General features: G+C 73.9%; 27 protein-coding genes. 12 read left to right on the top strand and 15 right to left on the bottom strand.

Features of this window, described 5'->3' with window-relative positions; genetic code table 11:
• Positions 1–40: 40 nt before the first annotated feature.
• Both OIE51_RS05970 and zapE read right to left on the bottom strand, forming a co-directional pair.
• Positions 41–970: a polyphosphate kinase 2 family protein gene (locus OIE51_RS05970; RefSeq protein ID WP_326596078.1), complete on the bottom strand. Its 930-nt coding sequence runs from the start codon at positions 968–970 to the stop codon at positions 41–43.
• Between the two features lie 13 nt (positions 971–983).
• Complete coding sequence (gene zapE, locus OIE51_RS05965; RefSeq protein WP_326596076.1) at positions 984–2078, bottom strand: cell division protein ZapE; 1095 nt, start codon at positions 2076–2078, stop codon at positions 984–986.
• A gap of 93 nt (positions 2079–2171) precedes the next feature.
• On the opposite strand from zapE, the gene OIE51_RS05960 reads away from it, so the two are divergent.
• From OIE51_RS05960 to msrB, 4 genes are all read left to right on the top strand, one after another.
• Positions 2172–2936 (top strand): pyrimidine reductase family protein, encoded by a 765-nt coding sequence (locus tag OIE51_RS05960; RefSeq protein WP_326596075.1) that lies wholly within the window; start codon positions 2172–2174, stop codon positions 2934–2936.
• Positions 2937–3068: 132 nt separating this feature from the next.
• Positions 3069–3536: an indole-3-glycerol phosphate synthase gene (locus OIE51_RS05955; protein ID WP_326596074.1), complete on the top strand. Its 468-nt coding sequence runs from the start codon at positions 3069–3071 to the stop codon at positions 3534–3536.
• A 79-nt stretch (positions 3537–3615) separates the two neighbouring features.
• The gene (murC, locus tag OIE51_RS05950; protein WP_326596073.1) at positions 3616–5010 is read left to right on the top strand and encodes a UDP-N-acetylmuramate--L-alanine ligase; all 1395 of its coding nucleotides are present in this window, start codon (positions 3616–3618) and stop codon (positions 5008–5010) included.
• Between the two features lie 41 nt (positions 5011–5051).
• Entirely contained in the window at positions 5052–5468 is a 417-nt protein-coding gene (msrB, locus tag OIE51_RS05945) for a peptide-methionine (R)-S-oxide reductase MsrB (protein ID WP_326596071.1), read from the top strand.
• Here the strand turns inward: msrB and OIE51_RS05940 are convergent.
• Positions 5422–6372 carry a carbohydrate kinase family protein gene (locus tag OIE51_RS05940; protein ID WP_326596069.1) on the bottom strand — a complete coding sequence of 317 codons (951 nt, stop codon included), beginning with the start codon at positions 6370–6372 and terminating at the stop codon, positions 5422–5424. The genes msrB and OIE51_RS05940 overlap by 47 nt on opposite strands.
• An 85-nt stretch (positions 6373–6457) precedes the next feature.
• On the opposite strand from OIE51_RS05940, the gene OIE51_RS05935 reads away from it, so the two are divergent.
• Positions 6458–7081 carry a LysE family translocator gene (locus OIE51_RS05935; protein WP_326596067.1) on the top strand — a complete coding sequence of 208 codons (624 nt, stop codon included), beginning with the start codon at positions 6458–6460 and terminating at the stop codon, positions 7079–7081.
• Positions 7082–7923: 842 nt separating this feature from the next.
• Here OIE51_RS05935 and OIE51_RS05930 read toward each other — a convergent pair.
• Genes OIE51_RS05930 through OIE51_RS05920 form a run of 3 tightly spaced genes read right to left on the bottom strand, consistent with a single transcriptional unit; the run spans position 7924 to position 11232 of the window.
• Positions 7924–8445 (bottom strand): SRPBCC domain-containing protein, encoded by a 522-nt coding sequence (locus OIE51_RS05930; protein WP_326596066.1) that lies wholly within the window; start codon positions 8443–8445, stop codon positions 7924–7926.
• Entirely contained in the window at positions 8442–10241 is a 1800-nt protein-coding gene (gene treZ, locus OIE51_RS05925) for a malto-oligosyltrehalose trehalohydrolase (RefSeq protein ID WP_326596064.1), read from the bottom strand. Before treZ ends, OIE51_RS05930 begins: the two co-directional genes overlap by 4 nt.
• Positions 10242–10299: 58 nt before the next feature.
• A complete protein-coding gene (locus tag OIE51_RS05920; protein WP_326596062.1) occupies positions 10300–11232 on the bottom strand; it encodes a GNAT family N-acetyltransferase in 933 nt (310 codons plus the stop codon).
• A gap of 216 nt (positions 11233–11448) precedes the next feature.
• Between OIE51_RS05920 and OIE51_RS05915 the strand changes: the two genes are divergently transcribed.
• Positions 11449–12018 (top strand): DUF1707 and FHA domain-containing protein, encoded by a 570-nt coding sequence (locus OIE51_RS05915; protein WP_326596060.1) that lies wholly within the window; start codon positions 11449–11451, stop codon positions 12016–12018.
• A 438-nt stretch (positions 12019–12456) separates the two neighbouring features.
• On the opposite strand, the gene treY is transcribed toward OIE51_RS05915, so the two are convergent.
• A complete protein-coding gene (treY, locus tag OIE51_RS05910; protein ID WP_326596057.1) occupies positions 12457–14880 on the bottom strand; it encodes a malto-oligosyltrehalose synthase in 2424 nt (807 codons plus the stop codon).
• Between the two features lie 141 nt (positions 14881–15021).
• Here treY and OIE51_RS05905 point away from each other — a divergent pair, with 141 nt between their 5' ends.
• The 3 genes from OIE51_RS05905 (at position 15022) to OIE51_RS05895 (ending at position 18547) form a co-directional block, all read left to right on the top strand.
• Positions 15022–16251, top strand: a complete 1230-nt coding sequence (locus tag OIE51_RS05905; protein WP_326596055.1) for an SAV2148 family HEPN domain-containing protein — start codon at positions 15022–15024, stop codon at positions 16249–16251.
• A gap of 25 nt (positions 16252–16276) precedes the next feature.
• Positions 16277–16819 carry a DUF1697 domain-containing protein gene (locus OIE51_RS05900; protein ID WP_326596054.1) on the top strand — a complete coding sequence of 181 codons (543 nt, stop codon included), beginning with the start codon at positions 16277–16279 and terminating at the stop codon, positions 16817–16819.
• A gap of 729 nt (positions 16820–17548) precedes the next feature.
• Entirely contained in the window at positions 17549–18547 is a 999-nt protein-coding gene (locus tag OIE51_RS05895) for an NAD-dependent epimerase/dehydratase family protein (protein WP_326596053.1), read from the top strand.
• Positions 18548–18582: 35 nt separating this feature from the next.
• Here the strand turns inward: OIE51_RS05895 and OIE51_RS05890 are convergent, their stop codons facing one another.
• From OIE51_RS05890 to OIE51_RS26890, 4 genes are all read right to left on the bottom strand, one after another.
• Positions 18583–19020: a gamma-glutamylcyclotransferase family protein gene (locus OIE51_RS05890; protein WP_326596052.1), complete on the bottom strand. Its 438-nt coding sequence runs from the start codon at positions 19018–19020 to the stop codon at positions 18583–18585.
• Between the two features lie 25 nt (positions 19021–19045).
• Positions 19046–19432 carry a rhodanese-like domain-containing protein gene (locus tag OIE51_RS05885; protein WP_326596050.1) on the bottom strand — a complete coding sequence of 129 codons (387 nt, stop codon included), beginning with the start codon at positions 19430–19432 and terminating at the stop codon, positions 19046–19048.
• Between the two features lie 17 nt (positions 19433–19449).
• A complete protein-coding gene (locus tag OIE51_RS05880) occupies positions 19450–19956 on the bottom strand; it encodes a cysteine dioxygenase (RefSeq protein ID WP_326596049.1) in 507 nt (168 codons plus the stop codon).
• Between the two features lie 82 nt (positions 19957–20038).
• Positions 20039–20125 carry a putative leader peptide gene (locus OIE51_RS26890; protein ID WP_442812039.1) on the bottom strand — a complete coding sequence of 29 codons (87 nt, stop codon included), beginning with the start codon at positions 20123–20125 and terminating at the stop codon, positions 20039–20041.
• Positions 20126–20228: 103 nt separating this feature from the next.
• Here OIE51_RS26890 and OIE51_RS26885 point away from each other — a divergent pair, with 103 nt between their 5' ends.
• From OIE51_RS26885 to OIE51_RS05870, 3 genes are all read left to right on the top strand, one after another.
• Positions 20229–20312: a putative leader peptide gene (locus OIE51_RS26885; RefSeq protein WP_442812038.1), complete on the top strand. Its 84-nt coding sequence runs from the start codon at positions 20229–20231 to the stop codon at positions 20310–20312.
• 214 nt (positions 20313–20526) lie between these two features.
• Positions 20527–21426, top strand: coding sequence for a TauD/TfdA dioxygenase family protein (locus OIE51_RS05875; RefSeq protein WP_326596048.1), 900 nt, complete (start codon positions 20527–20529; stop codon positions 21424–21426).
• A gap of 25 nt (positions 21427–21451) precedes the next feature.
• Positions 21452–21982: a winged helix-turn-helix domain-containing protein gene (locus OIE51_RS05870; protein WP_326596046.1), complete on the top strand. Its 531-nt coding sequence runs from the start codon at positions 21452–21454 to the stop codon at positions 21980–21982.
• A gap of 16 nt (positions 21983–21998) precedes the next feature.
• On the opposite strand, the gene OIE51_RS05865 is transcribed toward OIE51_RS05870, so the two are convergent.
• From OIE51_RS05865 to OIE51_RS05850, 4 genes are read right to left on the bottom strand one after another with little or no spacing between them, the layout of a single operon-like run.
• Positions 21999–22778 carry a sirohydrochlorin chelatase gene (locus OIE51_RS05865; RefSeq protein WP_326596045.1) on the bottom strand — a complete coding sequence of 260 codons (780 nt, stop codon included), beginning with the start codon at positions 22776–22778 and terminating at the stop codon, positions 21999–22001.
• 10 nt (positions 22779–22788) lie between these two features.
• On the bottom strand, positions 22789–23763 hold the full coding sequence (locus OIE51_RS05860) for an ABC transporter permease (protein ID WP_326596044.1): 975 nt from the start codon (positions 23761–23763) through the stop codon (positions 22789–22791).
• Positions 23750–24547 (bottom strand): ABC transporter ATP-binding protein, encoded by a 798-nt coding sequence (locus OIE51_RS05855; protein WP_326596043.1) that lies wholly within the window; start codon positions 24545–24547, stop codon positions 23750–23752. Before OIE51_RS05855 ends, OIE51_RS05860 begins: the two co-directional genes overlap by 14 nt.
• Before the next feature lie 37 nt (positions 24548–24584).
• Positions 24585–25727 carry an ABC transporter substrate-binding protein gene (locus OIE51_RS05850; RefSeq protein ID WP_326596042.1) on the bottom strand — a complete coding sequence of 381 codons (1143 nt, stop codon included), beginning with the start codon at positions 25725–25727 and terminating at the stop codon, positions 24585–24587.
• Positions 25728–25870: the final 143 nt, after the last annotated feature.

Below are 25870 nucleotides of genomic sequence, written 5' to 3'. Positions count from 1 at the left end.
TCTCCCGCCGCGCGCGCCCGGAACCCTGGGGCGGGGTGTTTCAGAGCTGGGCTTGAGGTTTCGCTTTCGCAACCTTCGCTTCCGCCTTCTCCGCGCGCAGCCGCGCGCGGATCGCGGCCACGTCGAAGTCGCCCGTCGGGTACGGGGGGTCGAGCGCGCGCAGATGCTCCAGCAGCAGGCGGCTGACCGCCCAGTTCCGGTACCACTTGCGGTCGGCGGGCACGACGTACCAGGGCGCCGCGTCGGTCGAGCAGCGCTCCAGGGCGGCGGCGTACGCCCGCTGGTACTCCGGCCACCGCCGGCGTTCCTCGATGTCGCCCGCGTCGAACTTCCAGTGCTTGTGCGGCTTGTCGAGCCGGGCCAGCAGCCGCTCGCGCTGCTCCTCGTGGCCGATGTGGAGGAAGACCTTCACGAACGTGACGCCGTCGTCGGCCAGCGCCCGTTCCCAGGCGTTGATCTCGTCGTAGCGCCGCGTCCAGACCGGCTCGGGCACCAGGCCGTGGACGCGGACCACCAGCACGTCCTCGTAGTGCGAGCGGTCGAAGACGCCGATCTCGCCGGCCTTCGGCAGCGCCCTGGTCACCCGCCACAGGAAGTGCTGGGCCCGCTCCTCCTCGGTCGGCGCCTTGAAGGCTTGGATGCGGCAGCCGGATGGATTGACCTGCCCGGCGACGTGCTTGACCGTGCCGCCCTTGCCCGAGGTGTCCATGCCCTGCAGGACCAGCAGCAGCCGGCGGCGGTCGCCGCCCGTGGCCGCCGCGTACAACCGCTCCTGGAGCGCGGCCAGTTCGGCGCCCATGGCGGCGGTCTCCGCGCGGCCCGCGGCCTTGGCGCCGGCGAAGCCGGGGGTGGCGTCGGACGGGATGGCGGCCAGGTCGACGGGGGCGCCGGGGCGCAGCCGCGCCAGCGCGCGCAGTGACGTTTCCTCGGCTTCTTTCGCTTCTTCGCCGGATGTCCGATGGTGTTCCATGGATCCGATGATCTCAGCGGCGCTCCAGATCCGCGCCCGCGTCCCGCGCCAGCGCGGTCAGCCGGGAGATCGCCCGGAAGTACTTCTTGCGGTAACCGCCGCCCAGCATCTCCTCGCTGAACAGCGCGTCGAACGGGACGCCCGAGGCGAGCACCGGGATCTCGCGGTCGTACAGCCGGTCGGCCAGGACGACCAGGCGCAGCGCCGTGGCCTGGTCGGGCACCGGCCGCACGCCGGTCAGGCAGACCACCGGAACGCCGTCGCACAGGGCTCCGTAGCGGCTGGGGTGCACCCGGGCGAGATGGCCCAGCAGCGTGCCGAAGTCGTCCAGCGAGGCGCCCGGGACGGCCCGCGCGGTGGCGGTGACCTCCTCGTCCGGGCGCGGCGCCGGGGCGGCGGGCAGGCCGCGGTGGCGGAAGTCCTCGCCGTCGATGCGCAGCGCGCGGAAGTGGGCGGCCAGGCCCTGGATCTCGCGCAGGAAGTCGGCGGCGGCGAACCGGCCCTCGCCCAGCCGTCCAGGAAGCGTGTTCGAGGTGGCGGCCAGCGCCACGCCCTCCGCGACGAGGCGGGCGAGCAGCGAGGAGACCAGCACCGTGTCGCCGGGGTCGTCGAGCTCGAACTCGTCGATGCACAGCAGCCGGTGGCCGGAGAGCGTGCGGACCGTCTCCTGGAAGCCGAGGGCGCCGACCAGGTTGGTCAGCTCGACGAACGTGCCGAACGCCTTCCGCTCCGGCGGCGCCGGGGTGGCGTGCCACAGCGAGGCCAGCAGGTGCGTCTTGCCGACGCCGAAGCCGCCGTCGAGGTAGATCCCGCGCGGCTCCCGCTCGGCGGGCCGCCGCGCGCGTCGGGGCCACAGCCCGCGTCGGCCCGCGCCGGTCGCGTGCGCGCCCCCGAGCCCGGCGGCGAAGTCGGCCAGCGCCTTCACGGCCGCGCTCTGGCTGGGCTGCCGGGGATCGGGGATGTAAGTGTCGAACCGCACCGAGTCGAAGCGGGGTGGCGGGACCATCTCGGCGACGAGCCGCTCGGCGGGCACCCGCGGCTCGCGGGCACTCAGGGCCGTGGGGCCGGATATCGCCCCGGCCTGGTCCTTGCTGCTGATAGTCGACACAATCTCCCACTGTACGTGGGGGAAGGCGGCGGATCACGGCGGGCCGTGCGGACGTCCGGCCCCTGGCGGGGCATGTGTGCCACACTGCGGCCCATGCGACGCCTGTTCCCCGCGCCGGCCGGCGGTGACGACCACGAGTGGGCCCTGTCCGAGCTGGCCGACGCCTACGCGTACCCCGAGGACCACCTGCTCGGCGACGGCTGGTTGCGGGCGAACATGGTCTCCTCGGCGGACGGTGCCGCCTACCACGGGGGGCGCACGCAGCCGATCTCCAACGCCGTGGACATGCGGATCTTCGGGGTGTTGCGCGCGCTGGCGGATGTGGTGATCGTCGGCGCGGAGACGGTCCGCGAGGAGCGCTACCGACCCGCGCGCCGGCGCGCGGAGTTCGTCGGGCGCCGGACCGCCGCCGGACAGACGCCCGTGGCCGCCATCGCCGTCGTCAGCGCGAGCCTGCATCTGGACTTCTCGCTGCCGCTGTTCACCGAGGCCGAGGTGACCACGCTGATCATCACCGGCGCCAAGGCCCCGCGCACCGGGCTGGCCGCCGCCGAGGCGGCCGGGGTCGAGGTGATCACCGCGGGCGACGAGGCGCGGGTGGATCCGCTGCGGATCAAGCCCGAGCTGGTCAGGCGCGGCCACACCCGGCTGCTCACCGAGGGCGGCCCCCGGCTGCTCGGCCAGCTGGCGGCGGTCGCGGCGTTCGACGAGCTGTGCCTGACCGTCTCCCCCCGGTTCACGGTCGGCACCGCGCCCCGGGTGCTGAGCGGACCCGAACTCCCGGCGCCGCGGGAGCTGGAGCTGACGGATCTGCTGGAGGATTCCGGCTTCCTCTTCAGTCGTTACCGCAGGGTCTGACAATCTGCGGAATGTGGCGTTCCGCTTATCCTGGTCTGGGCAGGATGAAAAGCGCGATGTCCCGTGCGGCCATGTTGAAGGATGGTTTCTGCCGGGCTGCTCGGGACCCGGCCCCGACGAAGGGCGCTCACCGTGATCACGACAGTCCTCATGATCGAAAAGCCCATGGTGCCCACCGACATCGAGCTCGTCACCACCCTGCACGGTGACGAGGGCCAGTCGTTCGTCGTGCTCATGCAGCCCCGGGGCGACCAGGACCGGCTGCTGCGGGCGCTGGACGACGTGGCGCTCGGCGAGTTCGGTGACGCGGCGCGCGAGAGCGACGAGCCGGAGGGCGAGGAGGCGCACCAGTCGGCCGAGCGGGCCCTGCGCCACTCGCTGGACGCGCTGCGGGCGGCCGGCACCGAGGCCGTCGGGCAGGTCATCGACGAGGATCCGCTGGAGCTGTTGTCGTCCGTGGTCCGGCAGACCCACGCCGACGAGGTCGTCGTGCTGACCGCGCCGCACTACATCGAGGAGCTGTTCCACCGCGACTGGGCCTCCCGGGCCCGGCACAAGGTCGGAGTCCCGGTTCTGCGGCTCTTTGCGCACGGGGAATGAACCCGGCTCCCGTGCCGGGTGCGACAATCGTGGGGCACGCCTCGACCAGGGACACCAGGGACACCAGGGAGACACACGCATGACACCGGCGATCCCGCCCGCCATGGCACGGCCCCATTTCATCGGCATCGGCGGCGCGGGCATGTCGGGTATCGCCAAGATCCTCACCCGGCGCGGCGCCCGCGTCGCCGGCAGCGACTCCCGCGACTCGGAGACCGCCGCCGCCCTGCGGGCCCTGGGCGCCACCGTGCTCGTCGGCCACGACGCCGCGCACCTCGCCCCCGACGCGACCTGCGTCGTCGTCTCCAGCGCCATCCGCGAGGACAACCCGGAGCTGGCCGAGGCGGCGCGGCGCGGCATCCCCGCCGTCCACCGTTCGGAGGCGCTCGCCGCGCTGATGGCGGGGCGCCGGGCCGTCGCCGTGGCCGGCACGCACGGCAAGACCACCACCACCTCGATGCTCGCGGTCGCCCTGACCGCCCTGGGCCTCGGCCCGTCGTACGCCATCGGCGGCGACCTCGACGCCCCGGGGTCGAACGCGGAGCACGGCGAGGGCGAGCTGTTCATCGCCGAGGCCGACGAGAGCGACCGCAGCTTCCACCGCTACCGGCCCGAGGTCGCGATCATCCTCAACGTGGAGCTCGACCACCACGCCAACTACGCCTCGATGGACGAGATCCACGAGTCGTTCGAGACGTTCGCCGACCGGATCGTCCCGGGCGGCACGCTGGTGATCAACGCCGACCAGGAGGGCGCGCGGAGGCTCACCGCCCGTCTCGCCGGCCGCGAGGACCTGCGGATCGTCACCTACGGCGAGTCGCCGGACGCCGACGTGCGCGTCACGGGCGTCCGGCAGGCCCGGTTGACCAGCGAGGTCACCGTCGTGCTCGACGGCCGCGAGCTGACGTTCGGCGTCTCGGTCCCCGGCCGCCACTACGCGCACAACGCCGTCGCCGCGCTCGCCGCGGGCGTGGCCGCCGGCGTGCCCGCGCCCGAGCTGGCGCGCGCCCTGGGCAGGTACACCGGCGTGCGCCGCCGCCTCCAGCTCAAGGGTGAGGCCCGCGGCGTCCAGATCATCGACTCCTACGCTCACCACCCCACCGAGATGGCCGCCGATCTCGACGCGATCCGCGGCGGCACGGCGGACGGCCGGGTGCTCGTCGTCTTCCAGCCGCACCTCTTCAGCCGGACCAGGGAGCTGGCCGCCGAGATGGGCGAGGCCCTGGCCCTGGCCGACGCCTCCGTCGTGCTGGACATCTATCCCGCCCGCGAGGACCCCATCCCCGGCGTGACCAGCGCCCTCATCGTGGACGCCGCCCGCGCGCACGGCGCGGACGTCCGCGCCGGGCACGGCAAGGACGCCGTTCCCGAGGTGGTCGCCGGAATGGCCGGCCCGGGTGATGTGGTTCTCACCATGGGGGCGGGCGACGTCACCGAGCTCGGACCGAAGATCCTCGCCCGGCTCTCCGGCTGAGACAGGCCGGAGAGGCCGGCGGAAGAATCAGGAGGCTTCCCATGGGTTACCAGGTCAGCAAGACCGACGACGAGTGGCGCCAGGAGCTCACCGACGAGGAGTACCGGGTGCTGCGCCAGGCCGGCACCGAGGCGCCGTTCGTCGGCGAGTACACGGACACCAAGACGGTCGGCGTCTACGGCTGCCGGGCCTGCGGCGCCGAGTTGTTCCGCTCGGAGACCAAGTTCGACTCGCACTGCGGCTGGCCGTCGTTCTACGACCCGGCCGACTCCGACGCCGTCGAGACCGTGCCCGACCACTCGCTGCCCGGCCGGCCGCGCACCGAGGTCCGCTGCGCCGCCTGCGGCTCGCACCTCGGCCACGTCTTCGAGGGCGAGGGCTACGGCACGCCCACCGACCTGCGGTACTGCATCAACTCCATCTCCATCCGGCTGGACCCCCGGGAGCAGGGTTCCTGATCGCGCGCACCGCCGCGGCCAGCTCCGTGGCGGTGATGTGCCGCTCGTGCGTGCCGTGCACGGTGCAGGCGAACGCGCCGGAGACCAGGCCGGCCAGGACGGACCGGTCCAGGAGGTCGGGTCCGCCGTCGAACCAGGTGTGCAGGAAGGCCGTGACGAACGCGTCGCCCGCGCCGTTGCTGTCCACCACCGGGTCGGGCGGCGTCACGGCCGGATAGTGCCGCACTCCCTCGCCGTCCCCGCGCGCCAGCACGTGGCAGCCGTGCGCGCCGTCCGTCGCCACCGCCAGCCGCGCCCGGCCCTCGGTCACGATCATCCGCAGCACTTCGTCCACCCGGTCGCGGACGGCGGCGGCGCTCAGGAACACGTAGTCCGCGCCGAACGCCCACGGCAGCGTGCCCGCGGCCTCGCCGTCCCAGGCGTGCAGATCGGTCGAGACCGGCACGCCCCGCTCCGCCAGCACGGGGAACAACTCGCGGTTGAAGTGCGGGCGTGAGACGTGGACATGGCGCGCACGCTCGGCGTGCGGCAGCGCGAAGTCCGGCGGCATCAGCAGATCGGCCGGGTGCCGCCCGTCGTAGAACGAGAACCGCCGTCCCTCGGCGTCGACCAGATTCACGCTGCGCGGCGTCCCGTTCGGGGCGGGCAGGGCCTCGAAGGGCAGGCCGGCGCCCCGGAACCGCGCGCGGATCAGCGCGCCCTGCGCGTCGTCGCCGAGGAAGTCGATGAACCTCACCCGCCGCCCCAGCGCGTGGAAACCGAGCGCGGCCCCTGTGCCGGTGTGCGCCACGTAGTCCCGGATCGGCGGCACGTGCACCGCGTCCTGGTCCGGCACCTCCAGCCGGTCGACCCGGACGATGGTGTCCACGCCCGCCCCGCCTACCACCAACACATCGTCGTCCATGGCGGGCCATCGTACGCAAGGAAGGCGCGGGCGGTGCCGGAAAAGGAGTGGAGAACGGGGCGCCGGAGAACCGAGGATGACCGGCATGTGGAGCACTCTCCCGGCGTTTCTCGGCGCCTGCCTGCTGATCGCCGCCTCCCCGGGGCCCAGTTCGGTCCTCATCATCCGCAACTCCCTGCGCGGGCGCCGGACCGGGATGATGACCGTGCTGGGCAACGAGACCGGCGTCTTCCTGTGGGGCGTCTTCGCCGCCCTCGGCCTCACGGCGTTGCTGGACGCCTCCGAAGTCGCCTACGACGTGCTGCGCCTGGTGGGCGCGGTGGTCCTGATCGGCTTCGGCGTCCAGGGGCTGCGCGCCGCGCGCCGGACCGGGACGGCCGGCCTGGAGGTGACCGCCGCCGACGGCACCGGCTCGGACCTGCGCAGCTTCCGGGCGGGGCTGCTGCTGAACCTGGCCAATCCGAAGGTGGGCGTCTTCGCGATGGCGTTCCTCCCGCAGTTCGTCCCCTCCGGCGCTCCGCACCTGCCGACGATGCTCCTCCTGGCCGCGATCTGGTCCGTCTTCGAGGTGGGCTACTACACCACGTACGTCTGGGGTGTCGGCCGGATGCGCCGGGTCCTCGCACGGGCGGAAGTGCGCAGCCGGCTGGAGCAGGTTTCCGGCGGCGTGATGATCGCCCTGGGAATCCGGCTGGCGGTCGAGAGCTAGGCCCTGACCGGGCGGTTCTCCGGACCGGCGCCGGTGCCGGCCCGGCGCCGGGTGCGGGCCGGGTTGGGCGGCGAGGAGCGGCCGCGCCGGCTGGCGGCCACAGCCCACGACCACGCCCTCGGTCCACGCCCTCGGCCACGACTTCGGTCCACGACTTCGGTCCACGACTTCGGTCCACGACTTCGGTCCACGACTTCGGCCACGGTCCTCGACCTCGGCCACAGCCCACGAACCACGCCCTCGGTCCACGGCCTCGACCTCGGCCACAGCCCACGAACCACGGCCTCGGTCCACGGCCTCGACCTCGGCCACGGCCACGGCCACGACCTCGGGGCCTCGACCACGGCCCACCACCACGGCCACGGCCACAGCCCACGCCCTCGACCTTGGCCCACCACCACGACCACGGCCACAGCCCACGACCACAGCCCACGGCCACAGCCCACGACCTCGGCATCGGTATCCGCCTCGACCACGGCCACACCCTCGGCCTCGGCATCGTCGTGGGCATCGTGTCCAACCACATGGCCTTGCCGTCCGGCGCCGGCCTCAACGCGCCGCTGTGGGAGGTGCTCCAGAACGGCCCGGAGGCGGCCGGACCGGGGCCGGTCTGCCGGATCGCGGGTTCGGCCCGGGTCGGCCGGTGCCGCGGCGCACCGCCGAGGTCTCAAGCTCGGGACCACAGGGCTTGTCCGTGGGGTTTCCGTGGGTCGGGCCGTGGTTCCCCCCGGGGCTCTCGGAATGCGGGGGAGTGCCCCCGGGCGCCCGGCCGGCGAGGCGCCGGATCGCGGCGCGTGCGTGGTCCGCGGAGATCCGGAAGGACGGCCCCCGGCCCCGGGGCCTCAGACCTCTTCCAGGAGGGTGCCATAGCGGTCGTGCAGCTCTTCCCAGCCGTGGGCCGTGGCCGCCTCGCCGGTGACCTTCGGGAGGTCGAGTCCGGCCAGGATGCCGTCGAGGGCGGCCAGGCACAGATGCCAGCCGGCGGCGTAGCTCGGGGCCCGGGAGCGGTCGGCGAAGGTGTGGGTGAGGCGGAGCGCGGTCCCGGTGACGTCGGCGCTCAGCGCGAAGCGCAACTCGTCGCGGTCCCAGGAGAGCACGAGCAGCCGGGCCGGGTCCGCGCGGACCACCCGGGCGGGCGCGACCGGCTCTGCCTCGGCCGTCTCGGGCAACTCGACGGGGCCGGGGGAGTCGAGGTCGCGGCTGGGCGCGAAGGGCGCCCAGGCCGGGACCTCCCGGGCGCGGGTGAGCGCGGCCCACACGGCCTCGGCCGGGTGAGGGAGCAAGCGGTCGAGCGAGAGTGCCCAGTGGTCGTCGGTGGAGACGAGCTCGGCCTGCTCCGGGTGGCGGGGCAGTGCGTCGGTCATGGCACGTCCTTTCCCTCGTCGCGCTGCCTCTCACTCTGGCCGCGTTCTCCCCGCCCGGCGCGCGGGCGGAGCAGGACCGCGGCCGATTCGGGGGGCAGGGACAGGCGATCGTCGTCGGGCGGGGGACAGCGGTGGGTCGTGGCCAGGAGCTCGGCGGGGCCGGCGGGCAGCGGGACGGTGGCCGGATCGGTGGGGGAGAGATTCACCGCGACCGTGAGCGGGCCGCTGTTCAGCACCAGCCAGCCGGCCGCCTCGTCGTGGTCGGCCGTCACGTCCGCCAGGCGCAGGTCCGGCGGCAGGTGGTCCCGGCGGATCGCGATCAGCGTGCGGTGCCAGTTCCACAGCCACACCGCCGCCGGATCGTCCGGCCAATCCAGGCAGGAACGGTCCCGCGTGGCCGGGTCCTGCGGATCCGGGATCTCCTCCGCCGACCAGCCGTGGGCCGCGAACTCCCGGCGGCGGCCCGCCCGTACGGCCTCGGCGAGATCCGGGTCCGGGTGGTCCGTGAAGTACTGCCAGGGCGTGGTGGCGCCCCACTCCTCGCCCATGAACAGCATCGGCGTGAACGGCCCGCACAGCACCAGGGCGGCGGCCAGCGCCGCCCGGTCCCGGCCGATCAGGGCGGTGAGCCGGTCGCCGAGGGCGCGGTTGCCGATCTGGTCGTGGGTCTGGGCGTAGCCCACCAGCCGGTGGGCGCCGGTCGTCGCCCGGTTCAGCGGGCGGCCGTGGCGGCGGCCCCGGAACGCCGAGTACCCGCCGTCGTGGAAGAACCCGCGGGTCGCCGTTCTGGCCAGGGCCGCCAGCGGAGCCAGCGCGAAGTCGGCGTAGTAGGCCTGCCCCTCGCCGGTCAGCGCGGCGTGCAGGGCGTGGTGGAAGTCGTCGTTCCACTGCCCGTGCAGGCCGTGGCCGTTGGCCTCGCGGGGGGCCGTGGTGCGCGGGTCGTTCCGGTCGGACTCGGCGATCAGGAACAGCGGCCGGCCGGTCTCGGCCGCCAGCGCGTCCACCGCCGCCGACAGCTCGGCCAGCATGTGCTCGGCCCGGTCGTCCACCAGCGCGTGCACCGCGTCCAGCCGCAGCCCGTCCAGCCGGAAGTCGCGCAGGAACGCCACCGCGCTGCCCACGAAGTACGCCCGCACCTCGTCCGAACCGGGGGCGTCAAGGTTGACCGCCGAGCCCCACGGGGTGTGGTGCCGGTCGGTGAAGTACGGGCCGAACTCGGGCAGCCGGTTGCCCGAGGGGCCCAGGTGGTTGTGCACCACGTCCAGCACCACGCCCAGGCCGTGGCCGTGCGCCGCGTCCACGAAGCGCCGCAGCCCCTCGGGCCCGCCGTACGGCTCGTGCACCGCCCACGGCGCCACCCCGTCGTATCCCCAGCCGTGCCGGCCCGGGAAGGAGCAGACCGGCATCAGCTCCACATGGGTGATGCCCAGCTCGGCCAGGTGCCCCAGTCGCCCGGCCGCCGCGTCGAAGGTGCCCTCGCGGGTGAACGTGCCGATGTGCAGCTCGTACAGCACCGCGCCCGGCAGCCCGCGTCCCGGCCAGGGGTGCCGCCACGGGTGGGCCGCGAGGTCCACGACCGCGCCCGGCGCCTCCGGTCCGTCCGGCAGCCGGCGGGCGCGGGGGTCGGGCAGGACGGGGCCGTCGTCGAGCGCGAACCCGTAGCGCGTGCCCGGCCCGGCCTCCGCCCGGGCCCGCCACCACCCCTCCCGCTCCGGATCGGGCTCCATGGCGGAGCCGTGGTCGGACAGATGCAGCGTGACGTGCCGGGCGTGTGGTGCCCATACCTCGAACAGCATGGGCACCATGCTCCGTGCCGGGGCGGCGGACCCGCCAGTCCGCCGCTCCGGCGGCGGGTCACGGCGGGGTCATGCAGTACCGGTGCTGGGTGACCGGATACCCCGCTCGGGCGAAGGCCGCCGCCATCGGGGCGTTCTGGAGGTCGGTGGACGCCGCGATCTCCGGCACGCCCTCGGCCGCCAGCACACGCGTGCACTCGGCCAGCAGGTCATAGCCGTAGCCGTGGCCGCGATGCTCGGGCAGCACACCGATGAAACCGATGATCGGCTTGGTGTGGTTGCGCGCGGGCACGTGGATGCCGACCGGCTCGCCCTCAGGCGTCCAGGCGAGCTGCCACCACTCGCGCGGCGAGGGGCACCAGCGGAAGAAGTCCAGCTCCTCCTGGGCAGCGAGCTCGACGCCGCCGTGCTCGATCGCCCGGCGGGCGTGCGAGTCCAGCGTCGCGCCGTGCACGCGGCGCAGCACGTCGAGGATGACGTCGTCGTCCGGCTCGGGCCGGAAGACGAGCCGTCCGGGCCGCTCGGGCAGCCCGTTGGCGGGCGTCCACAGATAGCGGAACCGTTCGACCAGTGGCCGGTAGCCGGCCTCGGCGGCGGCGTCGACGCGCGCCCCGGCGCCCGCCCGGACGGCGGGGTGCTCCCGCCAGCCGGGCGGCAGGATCAGCTCGTACTCGGCACGCAGCGGTGTGGTGCGCAGCAGCTCCACGGCCGCCGCGCGGTCGGTGTAGTCGAACCAGTCGAGAGCGACCGGTTTCTCGTCGCCGGGGCCGCCCCAAAAGGCGGCCCTGGCCACGACCGTGCCGCCGCGCAGGGCCACCCAGGTCCACTCGGGCCGGTATTCACCGCCGGCGGCCACCGTCTCGTAGACGTCGAGGGGTGGATCGAGCAGCGGACGGCCGAGCAGCGCGGCGTCGGACAGGCCGGGCATGGTGGTGAACAGCTGGCGCGCCTCGCCCTCGGCGAGCGCGCGAATGACCAAGTCGTCGGTCATGACGGGTCCTTCCGGAAAACGTGGCGCTTCCGGTCAGCCCTGGGAACGCCCGGCGGAGGGGCGGCGGAAGCGCGCGGTGATGGTCCTCATGTCGGACATGCGGCGCCTCCCTTCCCTCAACTCATGGGCGTGGGAGCACGGTAGACCACCGCTTCGGAGACCGTCCAGCCCCAGCGGATCTGGACAGGCGCACTCGGTGTCGCGGACAATCCTGGTATGGCCTCCGTCGAGTTCAGCGCGCATTCGCCCCGCATATCGGATGCGGACCGGGAGCGCGCCCTCGATGTGCTGCGGGAGGGCGTGGTGGAGGGCCGCGTCTCGCAGGAGACCTTCCTGCACCGGGTCGAGGTCATCATGAGCGCCCGGGTGCCCGACGAGCTGGTCGCGGTGCTGCACGACCTGCCCGCGCGACAGCCGCCGCCCGCGCCGCGCGCCGGGTGGTTCGTCGGGTCGCTCACCCGGCTCGCCGCGTTCCGGCAGCGGGCACGCATGGCCTGGCGGGCGGAGCGGCTGCCGCAGCTCCTGCTGCCCGCGCCGGCTCAGGAGGCGCTCTCCATCGGCCGCGCCCCGGGCTGCGGGCTGCGGCTGAGCCACGCGGGCGTCTCGCGCCACCACGCCACGCTGCGCGGCACCGGCACCGGCTGGCTGCTGACCGACCTCGGCTCGGCGAACGGCACGTGGGTCAACGGGCATCGCGTCGCCGGGACGGTGCCGGTCGGGCCGGGCGACCAGGTCCGGTTCGGCGCCGTGTCGTTCCGGCTGGCCGTGGTCATCGCCGGCCGCTGAGCCGCTGAGCCGCTGAGCCGCTGAGCCGCTGAGCCGCGCCCGGGCGCCGGGCGCGGCCTCGTCGTGCGCTCCCTCGTGCCGGGCCGGCCGGCCGGACGGCGGTGGGGCGGTGGGCCGGTGGGCCGCCAGGAGGGCGAGCACGCCGATCACGAGCGGCGCCCGACTGCCGGTGACCGGGGAGTAGAGGATCCCGCGGGGCCGGATCGGCTCGTCGACGCGCGCGACGCGCGTTCCTTCCGCGGATGGCCCAGGCCCGCCGCGCCGCCGGTCGGCGGGTCCAGGACGTCGTCGCCCTCCGGATGCCGCCGACCGCGCGGTGGGTCGGTACGGCGTCCGGCCGGTGCTGGTCCACGGCGGCCTGTCGCGTGGCCGGCGCCCCGACCGTGGCGCCCCGACCGTGGCGGCCCCGGCGCGGCCGTGGCGGGGGCGCCGGAGCCGTCACGGTCCTGACGGCTCCGGGCTGCCCGGCGGCTCCTCCCTGACCAGGAGGGCCACCGGGCTCTCGGCGAAGAGCTGGGCCAAAAGCGCATTGCCGGTCGCGCGCCGCCCGCTCAGCAGGTCGTGCCACGTGCCCGGCGGCAGCGGCAGGTACGTACCGTCCCAGCCGCCGTTGTCCGCCAGACGCCGGCTCAGGCGGGTGACCGCCGTGACGGCCCGGCCGGTGCGCCCGAAGGCCAGGCAGTGTGTGGCGGCCGGGCCCTCGGCGGACAGCGGCTCGTACGTGCCCGCCTCGCCGAACCAGTCCGGGTGGTCGCGGCGCAGCCGCAGCGCGGCGGCGGTCAGTCGCAGCTTCTCGGTGGCGAGGTCGTCACCGGTGACCGGCGCGTCGTCCAGCGCGGCCAGTTGGGCGATGGGGAGCTGTGGCAGGCGGCGGTTGTCCGGGTCGACCAGGGCCAGGTAGTGGCGCTCGCTGCCCCGGTAGACGTCGGGGACGCCGGGCATGGTCAGGTGGAGGAGGGCGGTGCCCAGGATGTTGGCCCGGATCCGCGGGGCCAGCTCGCGGGCGAACTCGGCCAGCGTGTAGTGCGGGGGTCCGCACGGACCGGCCAGCACGAACCGTTCCACCGCCGCCTCGTACGCCGCGTCCTGCTCGGTCCAGGTCGTGTGCAGCCCGGCCTCGCGCACGGTCTTCAGCGTCGTGGCCAGCAGCCGTTCCTTGTCCGGGAAGCCGAGCGCGAACGCGGTCTGCCACGTCGTCCAGGCCAGGTGCGGATCGGGCGCCCGCACCCCGGCGCGGGCCGTCTCGGCGGTCAGCCGCTCGATCAGGTCGGCCCAGCCGCGCGGGTGTTCACTCAGGGTCGCGACAGTGGCCCGGACGTCGGCGCTGCGCTTGGTGTCATGCGTGGACAGCACCGTGCCGGTCAGTGGCCAGTCGCGCTGGAGCCGGGCGCAGAGCGTGTGGAACGCGGCCGGCGGCAGCGCCGGCCGACCCGGGTCGCCGCCCACCTCGGCGGCCGACAGCAGCGGGGAGAACCGGTAACCCGCCGTGTCCTCCACCGATTTGGCCCGCAGCGCGGAGGACACCTGGGCGAACCGCACCCGGAACGCCGTCAGATCGGCGCCCTCCCCGAACCGGCCGAGCGCCAGCTCGCGCACGGTGTCCACCGCCGCCGCCTCGGCGGGTACGGCGAACGCGGTGCGCGCCGCGTCCGCCGCCGTCACCAGCATCGCCTCGTCCACCGGGGACGGCGGCGCGTCGCCCGTGACGTACGGCCGGTACACCGGCAGCCGCACCAGCAGCTCGGCCAGCGCCATGCGCAGGGCCCAGGCGGCGTGGTCGCGCAGCCGCAGCTCCGGCACGGCGGCGCAGATCCGGACGGCCAGCCGGGTCAGGGCGTCCCGCTCGGCCGCCAGCTCCCGGCCGATCATCCGGTACGCCGCCCGCCGCACCGTGGCCGCCCACTCGCCGCCCTGGTCCGGTGGGGCGCCGGTGAACACCCGGTAGTGCTCCGTCAGTTCGGCGCAGCCCTCGGGATCGGCGAACATCGCGTCGATGTGCCGCAGCGCGTCGTAGCCCGTGGTGCCCGCGATGGGCCAGCTCACCGGGAGCTGCTCGTCGGCGCCCAGGATCTTCTCCGCCACGATCCAGGCGCCGCCCGTGCGCTGGTAGAGCCGCTGGAGGTAACCGGCGGGGTCGGCCAGACCGTCGGGGTGGTCGATGCGCAGCCCGTCGATCAGTCCCTCCGCCATCAGCCGCAGCACCACGGCGTGCGTCGCCTCGAAGACCTCCGGGTCCTCCACGCGCACCCCGATCAGCTCCGAAACGGTGAAGAATCGGCGGTAGTTCAGCTCGGTCCGGCCCAGGCGCCACCAGGCCAGCCGGTAGTGCTGCGCGTCCAGCAGCCGGGGCAGCGGCAGGTGCTCGGTGCCCGGTCGCAGCGGGAACCGCCGGTCGCCGTACCGTAGTTCGCCGTCGACCACGGTCAGGGCGGCCAACTCCTCGCCCAGCGGCCCGCCCAGCACCGGCAGCAGCACCCGTCCGCCGCCCGCGTCCCAGTCGATGTCGAACCAGCCCGCCCGCTCCGCCTCCGGGCCGTCCCGGAGCACCTCCCACAGCGGCGCGTTGAGGCCGGCGTCGGACGGCACGGCCATGTGGTTGGGCACGATGTCCACGACGATGCCGAGGCCGTGCTCGTGGGCCGTGGCCGCCAGCCCGCGCAGCCCCTCCTCGCCGCCCAACTCGGCCCGCACCCGGCCGTGGTCGGTGACGTCGTAGCCGTGGTCGGAGCCGGGAACGGCCTCCAGCACCGGGGAGAGGTGCAGATGCGAGACGCCGAGGGCCGCGACATAGGGGACGATTGCGGCGGCGGCGGCGAACGGGAAGTCCGGCTGGAGCTGCACCCGGTAGGTTGACGTGGGCATACGTCGCGCTGGCGTCATGGAAACCCTCTGCCCCGACGGCCGCGCGGACAAGCGCGGTTGATTCCGGACTGTGCTGCACGTGCGCGCGGTGCCGCAGTAGGCTGCCTTGATCCATCGGCAGGGCGGAAGGCGGTGCAGGCGGTGAGCTCCTCCGGGCTGGAACTGCCCCCGGGAAACGGGGGCGAGACCGCCGAAACCCGGACCGGCGCGGTGTCCGTGCCGCGTCCGGTGGAGATCGGCGCCGACTTGGAGTGGACCGCCGAGGACTGGTCCGAGGTGCGGGTCCGCGTGGAGCGGGCCGGCCGCGCGTACATCTGGCTGAACCTGGTCGAGCAGCGGCTGCGGTCCGTGATCGCCGCCGTGCTCGGCCCGGTGTACGAGCCGGTGCACGGCGCCGAGTGGGAGACGGCCGCCGCCGGGCCGACCGGGCAGGAGTGGGTGCAGCGCGCGGCGGCCCTGCGCGAGGTGAGCCGCCGCAAGGGGCATCTGATCGATCCTGCCGATGACACGGTGCTCGCCTTCCTGACCCTTCCGCAACTGCGTGAACTCATGGTGCAGCACTGGCCGTGTTTCGCGCCGTATTTGGACAACCGCCGCGAGCTGGAGCTCACCCTCGACGAGCTGGAGGTGGCGCGCAGCGCCGTCAGCCGCAACCGGGGCATGAGCCGGGCCGTGCTGGAGCAGGCTGAACGCGGCTGCGCCCGGCTGCTGCGCCTGCTCGACTCCGGGGCGCCGCCGACCGCCGGACGGCTGCCCGCCGACGCCGTGGAACGGCTGGTGGGGGACCGGTTCACCGATGTGGCGGGAGTCCATCCGGACCGCGTCCGCCTCCAGCGCCAGCTCCCCGCCGAGGAGCTGTTCGCCGGTGCCCGGCGGCTGGACGCGATCGGCATAGGTCTCGGTCTGCTCGTGCAGAACTATCCGGGCCGGCGGCTGGTCCGGCTCGCCGAGTCCGGCTGCCGGGTCCGGCTGCTCTTCCTCAATCCGGCCAGCGGCGCGATGCGGCGCCGCGAGCGCGAGCTGGGCCTCAAACGCGGCGAGCTGGGCCGCTCCGTCGAGACCAGCATCCTGCACGTACGCCGGGTGCGCGGCCGGGTCCGCGACCCCGAGGCGTTCGAGATCCACGTCTTCGACGACACACCGCGCTTCAGCGCCTACTTCGTGGACGCGGACGCCCCGGACGGGGTCGCCGTCGTTCAGTCCTACCTGCGGCGCAGCCGGGGCATGGAGACGCCCGCGCTGGTGCTGCGCCGGGGCGGGCGGGAGATCATGGCGCGCGACGACCACGCGGCCGACGGAGAGCTCAGCCTCTACGAGACGTACCGTGAGGAATTCGAGTGGGCGTGGGAGCAGTCCCGTCCCGTGTCCTGACCGCTCGCTGAGAGGAACCAACGCGGTGGCCACCTACATCGCGCTGCTGCGCGGTATCAACGTCGGAGGCGACAGGAAGGTCCCGATGGCCGAGCTGCGCGAGCTGCTGACCGGCCTCGGGCACGGCCGCGTGCGCACCCACCTCCAGAGCGGCAACGCCGTCTTCACCGCGCCCGACGAGGCCCCGGAGACGCTGACCGGCAAGCTGGCGGACGCCATCGAGGCGCGGTTCGGCTTCCGGGTGAGCTGCCTCGTGCTGACGGCGGACCGGCTCCGTGCCACCGCGGGCCGCTGTCCGTTCCCCGCCGAGGAGCTCGACCCGGCCAAGCTGGTGGTCGTCTTCCTCGACCGTCCCGCCGCCGAACACCCGCTGGCCGCCGCCGATCCCGCCGCGTACGCCCCCGACGTCTTCCGCCTCGGCGAACGGGAGATCTTCGCCTGGTTCCCGAACGGGATGGGCCGCGGCCGACTCGGCGCCGCCGTCTCCGCCCCCGGCAAGGACTACACCGTCACCGCCCGGAACTGGCGGACGGTGCGCACGCTGCTGGAGCTGGCCGGGGAGGTCTGAAGCGCGTCGCGGAACCGCCGGATGGCCGTCGATCCCTTCCGGGACGCCTTCGAGAGCAGGCCGGCAGCCACGCCCCATCGGCGCATAAGGGGCTGGGTGTCGCCTTCGATCACGGTCGGAATGGTGCCTCTCCCGGCTTCCGCCGCGCGCTTGAGGGTCCGTCTTCCCAGGGGCGTCCGGCCGCCCACGGGGTCTGGTGCGTGCGAGCGCGAGGCGCCGGATCGTCCTCGGACGCCTGGGGGTCCCCCCGGTCGGAACCTGGGGGAGTACGTGGGCGACGCGGCGAGCGTGCGTGCCGGGCGTCGGGGGCAGGGCGGCCTCTTCGAGACGGGGCCTTGGTCCGGGTGACGGAGCCGGTCGGGGCGGACCGGTCGTCGGGGTCACCCCCGGCGCGGCGCCGGTCGCCGCCCGGCAGGAAGCCGCGTGGTCCACGGTGTGACCCATCTCCGGCCGGGCCAGCGTCAGTTCGCCGAAGCACCAGGCGGTCGGGGGCGCGGCGCCCCGGTCGCCACGCCCCATCGTCCGGCGGAGCCGCGTCGGCCCCCGGCGGCGCGTCGGACGTGGCGGGAGCCAGGAACGGGGGGTGAGCCGCTCGGTCACGGGCGGACGACGGCTCCGGCGGCCCGGAGCGGCGACGCGGTCTCCGCCGCGCTCGCGTTCCGCTCTCGGCGATTCTGCTGAGGGCAGCGACGCCTTCCGGGCGCCGGCCCGCCGGGTCAGGCTGGCGGCATGAGACTACTGGTACTCGGGGGGACGGCCTTCGTCGGCCGCGCGATCGTCGCGGCGGCCACGGCCCGGGACTGGGCCGTCACGGTCCTCAACCGGGGGAGCGCCGAGCCGCCGCCCGGGGTCACCGCGCTGCGCGGTGACCGCACCGCCGACGGCGGCCTGGCGGCGCTGGCCGAGGGGGACCAGGAGTGGGACCTGGTCGTGGACACCTGGAGCCACGCTCCGACCGCCGTGCGGGACGCGGCCCGGCTGCTGGCCGGGCGGGCGCGTCACTACACCTACATCTCCAGCCGGTCGGTGTACGTGTGGCCGATGGCGCCCGGCCTCACCGAGGACGGCCCGGTCGTGGACGGCTCGCCCGACGCGGCGGCGACCGACTACGCCACCGACAAGCGCGGGGGTGAGCTGGCCGCCCTCGCCGCGTTCGGCGAGGACCGCACCCTGCTGGTGCGCTGCGGCCTGATCCTCGGCCCGCACGAGGACGTCGGCCGGCTGCCGTGGTGGCTGACCCGGATCGCGCGCGGCGGCCCGGTGCTCGCCCCGGGACCGCGCGAGCTGCCGTTGCAGTACGTCGACGCCCGCGACCTGGCCGCCTGGACCCTCGACGCGGCCGAGCGCGGCCTGACCGGACCCTACGACCTGGTCAGCCGGTCCGGCCACGCCACCATGGGCCACCTCCTCGACCTCTGCGTCCAGGTGACCGGCTCCGATGCCGAACTCCGCTGGACCGAGCCGGAGAAGATCCTCGCCGCCGACATCGCCCCCTGGACCGAGCTCCCCGTCTGGCTCCCGCCGGGCGAGTTCCACGACGCGCTGCACCGGTCCGACGTCTCCAGGGCCGTCGCGGCCGGACTCCGCTGCCGCCCGGTGGCCGAGACGGTCGCCGACACCTGGGCCTGGCTGCGGGGCCCGGACGCGGAGATCCCCGGCCGCCCGGGACGCTCCCCGGTCGGCCTCGCCCCCGAGAAGGAGGCCAAGCCGCTGGCGGACGCCGACTGAGCCGGACAGCGGCCCGGCGCGCGGGGGCGGCCCGCTCACGTGCCGCGCGGGGCCAGCCAGTCGCCGCCCGGGATCACCGTGCCCGAGGCGCGCAGCCGGGCGGCGAGCGGGGCGGCGGCCAGGTACAGCGAGGCGCGGACCGGATCGCCGTCAGCCCGCAGCACGCCGGCGGCCACGCGCTCGTAGACGTTGTCCGGCGCGCCGGGCGCGTAGTCCTCCAGCCGGTCCAGCACGGCCAGGACCGCGTCGAAGTGGCCCGGCAGCAGGTGGATCAGCTCGCCGCTGACCACCGTGTCGGCGCCGCCGCCGGGCGCGGGGACCGCGTACGGATAGCCGGGCCCGGCGTACAGCACCGCGCCCGGCAGCCACGCCGGCTCCTCGGCCGCCGTCCGGCCGCGCAGCGCCCAGTCGTGGTTGACCTGGCCGGGGCGCAGGGTGCCGTAGACGAAGAACGGCAGGCTTTCCGCTCCCATGGGGAGCAGCGTAGGACCCCGGCGGTCAGCCGGCGGACGGCGGGGTCACCGGCAGGCCGGCCCGGCGCCACGCCTGGAAACCGCCGGCCAGATCGGTCGCGTTGCGCAGGCCGATGGACCGCAGCGAGGCGGCGGCCAGCGAGGAGGCGTACCCCTCGTCGCAGAAGACGATCCACCGCACGTCGGCGTCGGTCGCCTCGGGGACCGAGGCGCCGCTGGCCGGGTCGCAGCGCCACTCCAGGTGGTTGCGCTCGATGATCAGCGCGCCAGGGATGGTGCCGGAAGCGTCGCGCTGGAACGCGGGGCGGGTGTCCACGAGTACGGCTCCGTCCTGGGCGGCGGCGTGTGCCCGGGACGGGTCCAGCCGCTCCAACGTCTCGCGGACGACGGTCAGATGGGTGTCGATGGTCATGATCAGGTCCTCCCCTGTCAGTGGGCGACGGGCTCGGTGCGGTCCAGCGTCAGCACTCCGTCGGCGTCCCGGCGGTAGAACGACTGGCTGCTGAGGGCCGGACCGTAGACGTGGATGCTGACGGCCGGCAGGGTGCCCTCGTTGCGCACCTCGTGGATGTACCGGGGGCCGAAGGAGCGCAGACCGCCGATGTCCAACGGCCGCGCGGGGACGGCCCCCCGCCGTCCCGGGGCCGGGAACGCGCGCTCGGCCAGCGTCCCGTCCACGACAGTGAACGCCCCGGACGAGCCGCCGTGGTCGTGGATCTCGGTGCCCTGGCCCGGCAGCCAGGTCAGCAGCCACACCTCGTAGTCGGCGGTGAGCTCAAGCCGCCGGTACCAGCGGTCCGGCCGGGTGAAGCGTACGAACGGTCGCCAGGTGCGGGGATGGGCGGCGAAACGGCGTGCGGTCGCGGCCAGTCGCGCGGGCGTGCCGGTGGACGCGGGCGTCGCGACGATGGAAAGGGCGGGCGAAAGCGCGGACATGAATCCTCGGAAACGGTGTGAGACGCGGAAGAGAGAACGCGGAAGAGAACACCGCGCCCGCGTCGAACACCGGGCACGGCCGTCAGGGACGACCGTGGCGACACAGCGCGCTGGCGACGCGGACGAGGTCCACGTGCCATCGGGAAAAGAAGCGCTTGCTGGTCGGCATGGCGCAACAGTGACAGCGCCGCCCGGCCGAGGTCAAATTCACTCCGCCCGCTGTCCCGAAATGCCTTGACGAGCTGGGGGTTTCGCTGGCATGCTCACGTATCGTGAGTCAGGCTGCCTTTCTTGTAGCGCGGCTGCACGTCGATCTCCGACGGCAGGCCAGCGCCATCTGTGCCACCGGTCGCTAGTACCGCGCCCAGCCGACGTTCTCCCTATCCTTCCAGCGGCTCTTTTCCGGAGCTTCGCCCGGAGCATCGCACCGATTCCCGGCCCCGCGGGTTTTGCCGCGAGGCATGGTGTGCCGTGCCCCGAGGCCCGTGCCGCGTGGGTGAATTCGGCTGCCTCCGTTGCAGAACGGCCAACGCACAGAACATCAGCTTTTTTTGCGAAAGGCACCCTCGCATGACCATCACCGGCTTCGACATCCGCAGGATAGGCGGCCGTATCGGCGCGGAGATCATCGGCGTCGACATCGCCCGTGATCTTGATTCCGCCGTCGTCTTCGAGATCAACGCGGCGCTGCTCGAACACAAGGCGCTCTTCTTCCGGGGACAGACTCTCGACGACGACGCCCAGCTCCGATTCGCCTCGCTCTTCGGTCAGTTGACCGCCGCCCACCCCACCGTCCCGTCGGCCGACGGCAGGCCCAACATCCTGCCCGTCGACGGCGGGGAGGGCGTCCGCTCCAACCACTGGCACACCGACGTCACCTTCGTCCGCACCCCGCCGAAGGCGACCACGCTGCGCAGCCTCGTCGTCCCGCCGTACGGCGGCAACACCCTGATCGCCAACGCGGGCGCCGCCTACCAGGATCTGCCCGCGCCACTGCGCGCGCTGGCCGACCGGCTGTGGGCGGTGCACACCAACGACTACGACTACGCGGAGCCGAAGAACGCCCGGGCGGCCGAGCACCGCAGGCAGTTCGTCTCCAGGAAGTACCGCACTGCCCACCCCGTGGTGCGTGTGCACCCGGAGACGGGCGAACGCGGCCTGTTCATCGGGGGGTTCGCACAGCGGCTGATCGGCCTCGGCGCCGACGAGTCCCGCGACCTCCTGCGCATCCTCCAGGCGTACGTGACCCGTCCGGAGAACGTGGTGCGGTGGAGCTGGGCGCCCGGCGACCTGGTCCTCTTCGACAACCGCGTCACCCAGCACTACGCCCCCGACGACTACGGCGACCTGCCGCGTCGGCTGCACCGGGTGACCATCGCGGGAGACGCGCCCATCGGCGTCGACGGCGAACACAGCCGGGTCATCGAGGGCGACGAAGCCGAGCATTACACCCCCGCCGTGGCGGCCTGACCCAACCCTAGGAAGGGAGCCGATCATGCGGCACCTCACCGCTCTGCCCGACCTGAGCGATCTCTCCGACGTGACCGTCACGCTCGTCCCGGACACCACGGAGACGGCGGGGGGTACGGACAGCCCGGTGCCGCTCGTCGGCTACCTGGTGCTGGCACCGGCCGGCACCCAGCCGGACCGGCTCTCCGAACTGCTGGCGGCGGCGCGCTCCGCGCCGGTGCCCGTGCCGTCCGTGCCGGCCGTGCCGCCCGTGTCACCGGTGGCGGAGCCCGGCATCATCGTGGACACCGACAAGCGGTCCGCCATCGTGGACGGCACGCCGCTCAGCCTGACCTACCTGGAGTTCGAGCTGCTGGCGCACCTGGTGCGGCATCCGCACCGGGTCTACAGCCGGGAGCAGTTGGTCGCCACCATCTGGGGGTACGGTCCGGTGGGCGACCAGCGCACGGTGGATGTCCACATCGCGCGGCTGCGCCGCAAGCTCGGGGCGCCCTACCGCGAGCGGATCGTGACCGTGCGGCGGGTCGGGTACAAGTACGTGCCCCAGGCCGGCTGATCTCCCGCCCCGGGAGTCAGCCGGTCAGCAGGGCCGGACGGTGCCGTCCCCGGGCCGCCTCCGCGTAGCGGCGGAGGAGGAGCCCGGCCAGCTCGGGGGCGGCACCCAGGACCGGCGCGACGACATCGGCCCGCGCCCGGAGGGCGTCGGCCAGGATGCGGTCCGGCAGCCGACCGGGCGCGATCACATAGGAAGCCACCACCACTTGCCGGACGCCGTCCGCGCGCAGCGCGCGGACGGCGTCCGCCGTGCTGGGCGAGGCCGCCGAGGCGAACGCGGGCCGTACGGCACACCAGCCCGCCGCCCGCCGCCACGCCCGCGCGAGGTCGGTGATCGAGGCGAGCGCCCGCGGATCGCTGGAGCCCGCCGAGGCCAGCACGACGCCGGTCTCCGGCCGGTCGGCCCCGCGGACTCCAGCGCCGGCCAGCCGCCGTTCGAGCGCGGCGGTCAGCACCGGCGACGGCCCGAGCACACCGGCCTGGCGGACGATCAGGCCCGGCAGCCGCGCCGCGCTCTCCGCCAGCACGGCCGGGATGTCCGTCCTGGCGTGGAACGCGCGGCTCAGCAGCAGCGGCACGGCCACCACGTCCCGTTCGCCGCGCGCGTGCAGCCCCGCGAGGACCCGCTCGACGCGGGGCAGGGTGAAGTCGAGAAAGCCCGTCGCCACCCGCAGGCCCGGCGCGAGCGACCGCACCCGCGCGGTGAGCGCGGACACGGTCGCCGCGTGCCGCGGATCGCGGCTGCCGTGGGCGACGACGAGCAGGACGGGCGGTGAACCCGGTGGTGCCTGGGTCATGAGTCTCTGGTCACGAAACGCGGGACAGCAGGCCGCGGCTGCGCAACACGCGCCGCTCCAGGGGGGAGAAGAACAGCAGGTCGATGGCGACGCCGACGATCAGGATCAGGATGATCGTGCCGAGCACACCGGCCATGTTCTGCAGCGTCCGGTAGGTCTCCATCAGCTGCCCGAGTCCGGTGCCCAGACTCGGCGACTGGACGATCAGCTCGGCGGCCATCAGCGACCGCCAGGAGAACGCCCAGCCCTGCTTCAGTCCCGCCAGATACCCCGGCAGCGCGGCCGGCAGCAGCACGTGCCGCACACTGGCCAGCCCCCGGGCGCCGAGCATCCGCCCGGCCCGCAGATACAGCGGCGGGATCTGGTCGACGCCCGCCACGATGCCGTTGGCGATGGACGGCACCGCGCCGAGCAGCACCACGGCGTAGATCGCGCTGTTGTTCAGGCCGAACCAGATGATGGCCGCCGGGACCCACGCGATCGACGGCAGCGACTGGAGACCGGTCAGGATGGGCCCGATCGCCGCCCGCACCAGCTTCGCCCGGGCCACCAGCAGCCCGAGCGGGGTGCCGATGGCGACCGCGATCAGGAAGCCGAGGATGCCGCGCGAGATGCTGGTCCAGATGAACTCGAACAGGGTGCCCCCGCGCCACATCTCCTCGTACTCGGCCCAGACATCGCCCGGGCTGGGCAGCAGGTAGTCCTTCTGGACATCGGCCCAGTACACGATCTGCCAGACCAGCAGGACCAGTGCCACCGCCGCGAGCGGCGGCAGGACCTTGGTCAGCAGGACGCGGCCGAGGTGCGGCCGTTCGTCGCCGCCGCCGGATTCGAGCGCGTCGAGCCCGGCCTCCAGGCCCGCGATATCGGGCTGCTTGTCGGCGCTACCGCCGCTACCGCCGCTACCGCCGCTACCGCCGCTACCGCCGGTACCGTCGCTACCGGACGAGGCGGAGGTCCCCGTGGTCGTCTCACTGCTGGCCATGGCGGCGGATCTCCTCCCGGAGGCGTTCGGTGATCTCCACGGAGAGCGCGGAGACGGCGGCGTCCTCGATGCGGCGCGGCTGGTCGATGCCGACGCGCCACTCGTGCGCGATCCGGCCGGGCCGGGAGGACAGCAGGATGACGCGCTGCGCGAGCCGCACGGCCTCGCGCACGTTGTGCGTGACGAACAGGACGGAGACGCCGGTCTCGGTCCAGATCCGCGTCAGCTCCTCGTGCAGCACGTCACGGGTGATGGCGTCGAGCGCTGCGAACGGCTCGTCCATCAGCAGCAGCCGGCTGGCCTGGGCGAGCGCCCGGGCGAGCGCCACGCGCTGCCGCATGCCGCCGGACAGCTCGTGGACGCGCTTGTCGTAGGCGCCCTGGAGCCGGACGAGAGCGAGCAGCCGCTCGGCCTCGGGGCGGCGTTCGTTCTTGGGGACCCCGCGCAGGCGCAGGGCCAGCTCGATGTTCTTGCCCGCGGTCAGCCATGGGAAGAGCGCGTGCTCCTGGAACATCAGGGCGGGGCGCCCGCCGGGAACCGAGATGGTCCCGGCGGACGCCGCGTCGAGTCCGGCCGTCAGGTTGAGCAAGGTGGACTTGCCGCAGCCCGACGCGCCGATCAGGGTGACGAACTCCCCAGGCGCGACGTCGAGGCTGATGTCGTCCAGCACGAGCTGCTGCTTGCCGGGACGGCCGAAGGATTTCGACACGTGGTCGAATCGGACCGCGTACGCGGCGGTGTCGGTGGTGCCTTCGCGTTCCAGCTTGTCGAGGGCGATGGCCATCGGTGTCACCTCCTGGGGGTGGGGGTCGTCCGGCGTGCTACTCGACGCCGAGGCCGGCGTCGTCGGTGATCTCCGGCAGGCCCTCTTCGGCCAGCACCCGGTTGAGGATCGACAGGTCGTAGATGCCCGTCAGATCCGTGTCCTCCAGCAGCCCGGCGCTGATCGCGTTCTCCGCGCCGGTGGCCAGGGTGGTGGCCAGCGGGTCGTTGGTGAACTCGACGTGGTCGAACGCCGGGTCCAGGATCTCCGCCGGGAGCTCACTGCCGCCGGGGAGCCCGGCCAGCTCCGCGTTGAACGCGGTCTTGGCGTCCTCCGGGTTCTCGTTGATCCAGAGGTTGGTGCGGACCACGCCGCGCACGATCGCCTCGACGACGTCCTCGTGCTCGGCCAGGAACTCCTGCGAGGCGATGACGTGGGTCGTCACGTACCGTCCGTCGTCCCACAGCTCGCCCTCGTCCAGCAGCGTCTCGGCGCCGCCGGCGATCAGCTTCGACGCGGTGGGCTCGGGGACCCAGGCGCCGTCGATGTCGCCGCCGTCGAACGCGGCGGGGATGTCCGCGTTCGGGATGCGCAGCACGGAGACGTCGCCGGTGCCGGCCTCCGCGTCCACCTCGTAGCCGTTCTCGGCCAGGAAGCTCAGCAGGGCCACGTCCTGGGTGTTGCCGAGCTGCGGCGTCGCGATGTTCTTGCCCTCGAGGTCCTCGATGCTCTGGATCTCGTCCGGGTCGACCACCAGGGACGCGCCGCCGGAGGCCGCGCCCGAGACGATGCGCAGGCTCTCGCCGCCGGACTGGGCGAAGCCGTTGATCGCCGGGTTCGGGCCGATGAACGTGACGTCGACCGAGCCCGCGTTGAGTGCCTCGATCGCGGCGGGGCCGGCGTTGAAGATCTGGGTGGTCACGTCCGTGCCGCCCAGCTCCTGCCGGATCAGGCCGCCGTTCTCCTGGAGGCCGACGACCGCGGTCGCGTGCGTGAGGTTGGCGAAGTAGCCGATCGATACCTCGTCGGTGGAGAGGCTCTCACCGCTCTGGGTCGCGTCGCCCGACGGCGCCTCGGCGCCGTCGTCGGAGTCGGAGCCGTAGCCGCAGGCGGCCAGTGTGCCGATCAGCAGGGGGAGGGCTGCCGCGGCCGTGATCAGGCGGCGGGTGGGTCTTATGGCACGCGAACGAGCGGTGTTCATGATGGATGCGTTCCTCTCGAAAAAACGGCGGTGTCGGTGCGGGCAGGGGGATGTGCTACGTGCGCGCTGTCGGGTCAGCGCGCACAGGGCCCCATGCCGCCCTCGCCACTGCCGAGGGCACCGCTGCCTATCCGTCCGCCTTC

It is taken from the genome of Streptomyces sp. NBC_01803, from assembly GCF_035917415.1.
GTDB lineage: Bacteria > Actinomycetota > Actinomycetes > Streptomycetales > Streptomycetaceae > Streptomyces.
Note: the sequence above shows the minus strand (reverse complement) of the source record. Positions and strands in the feature narration are given on the sequence as shown.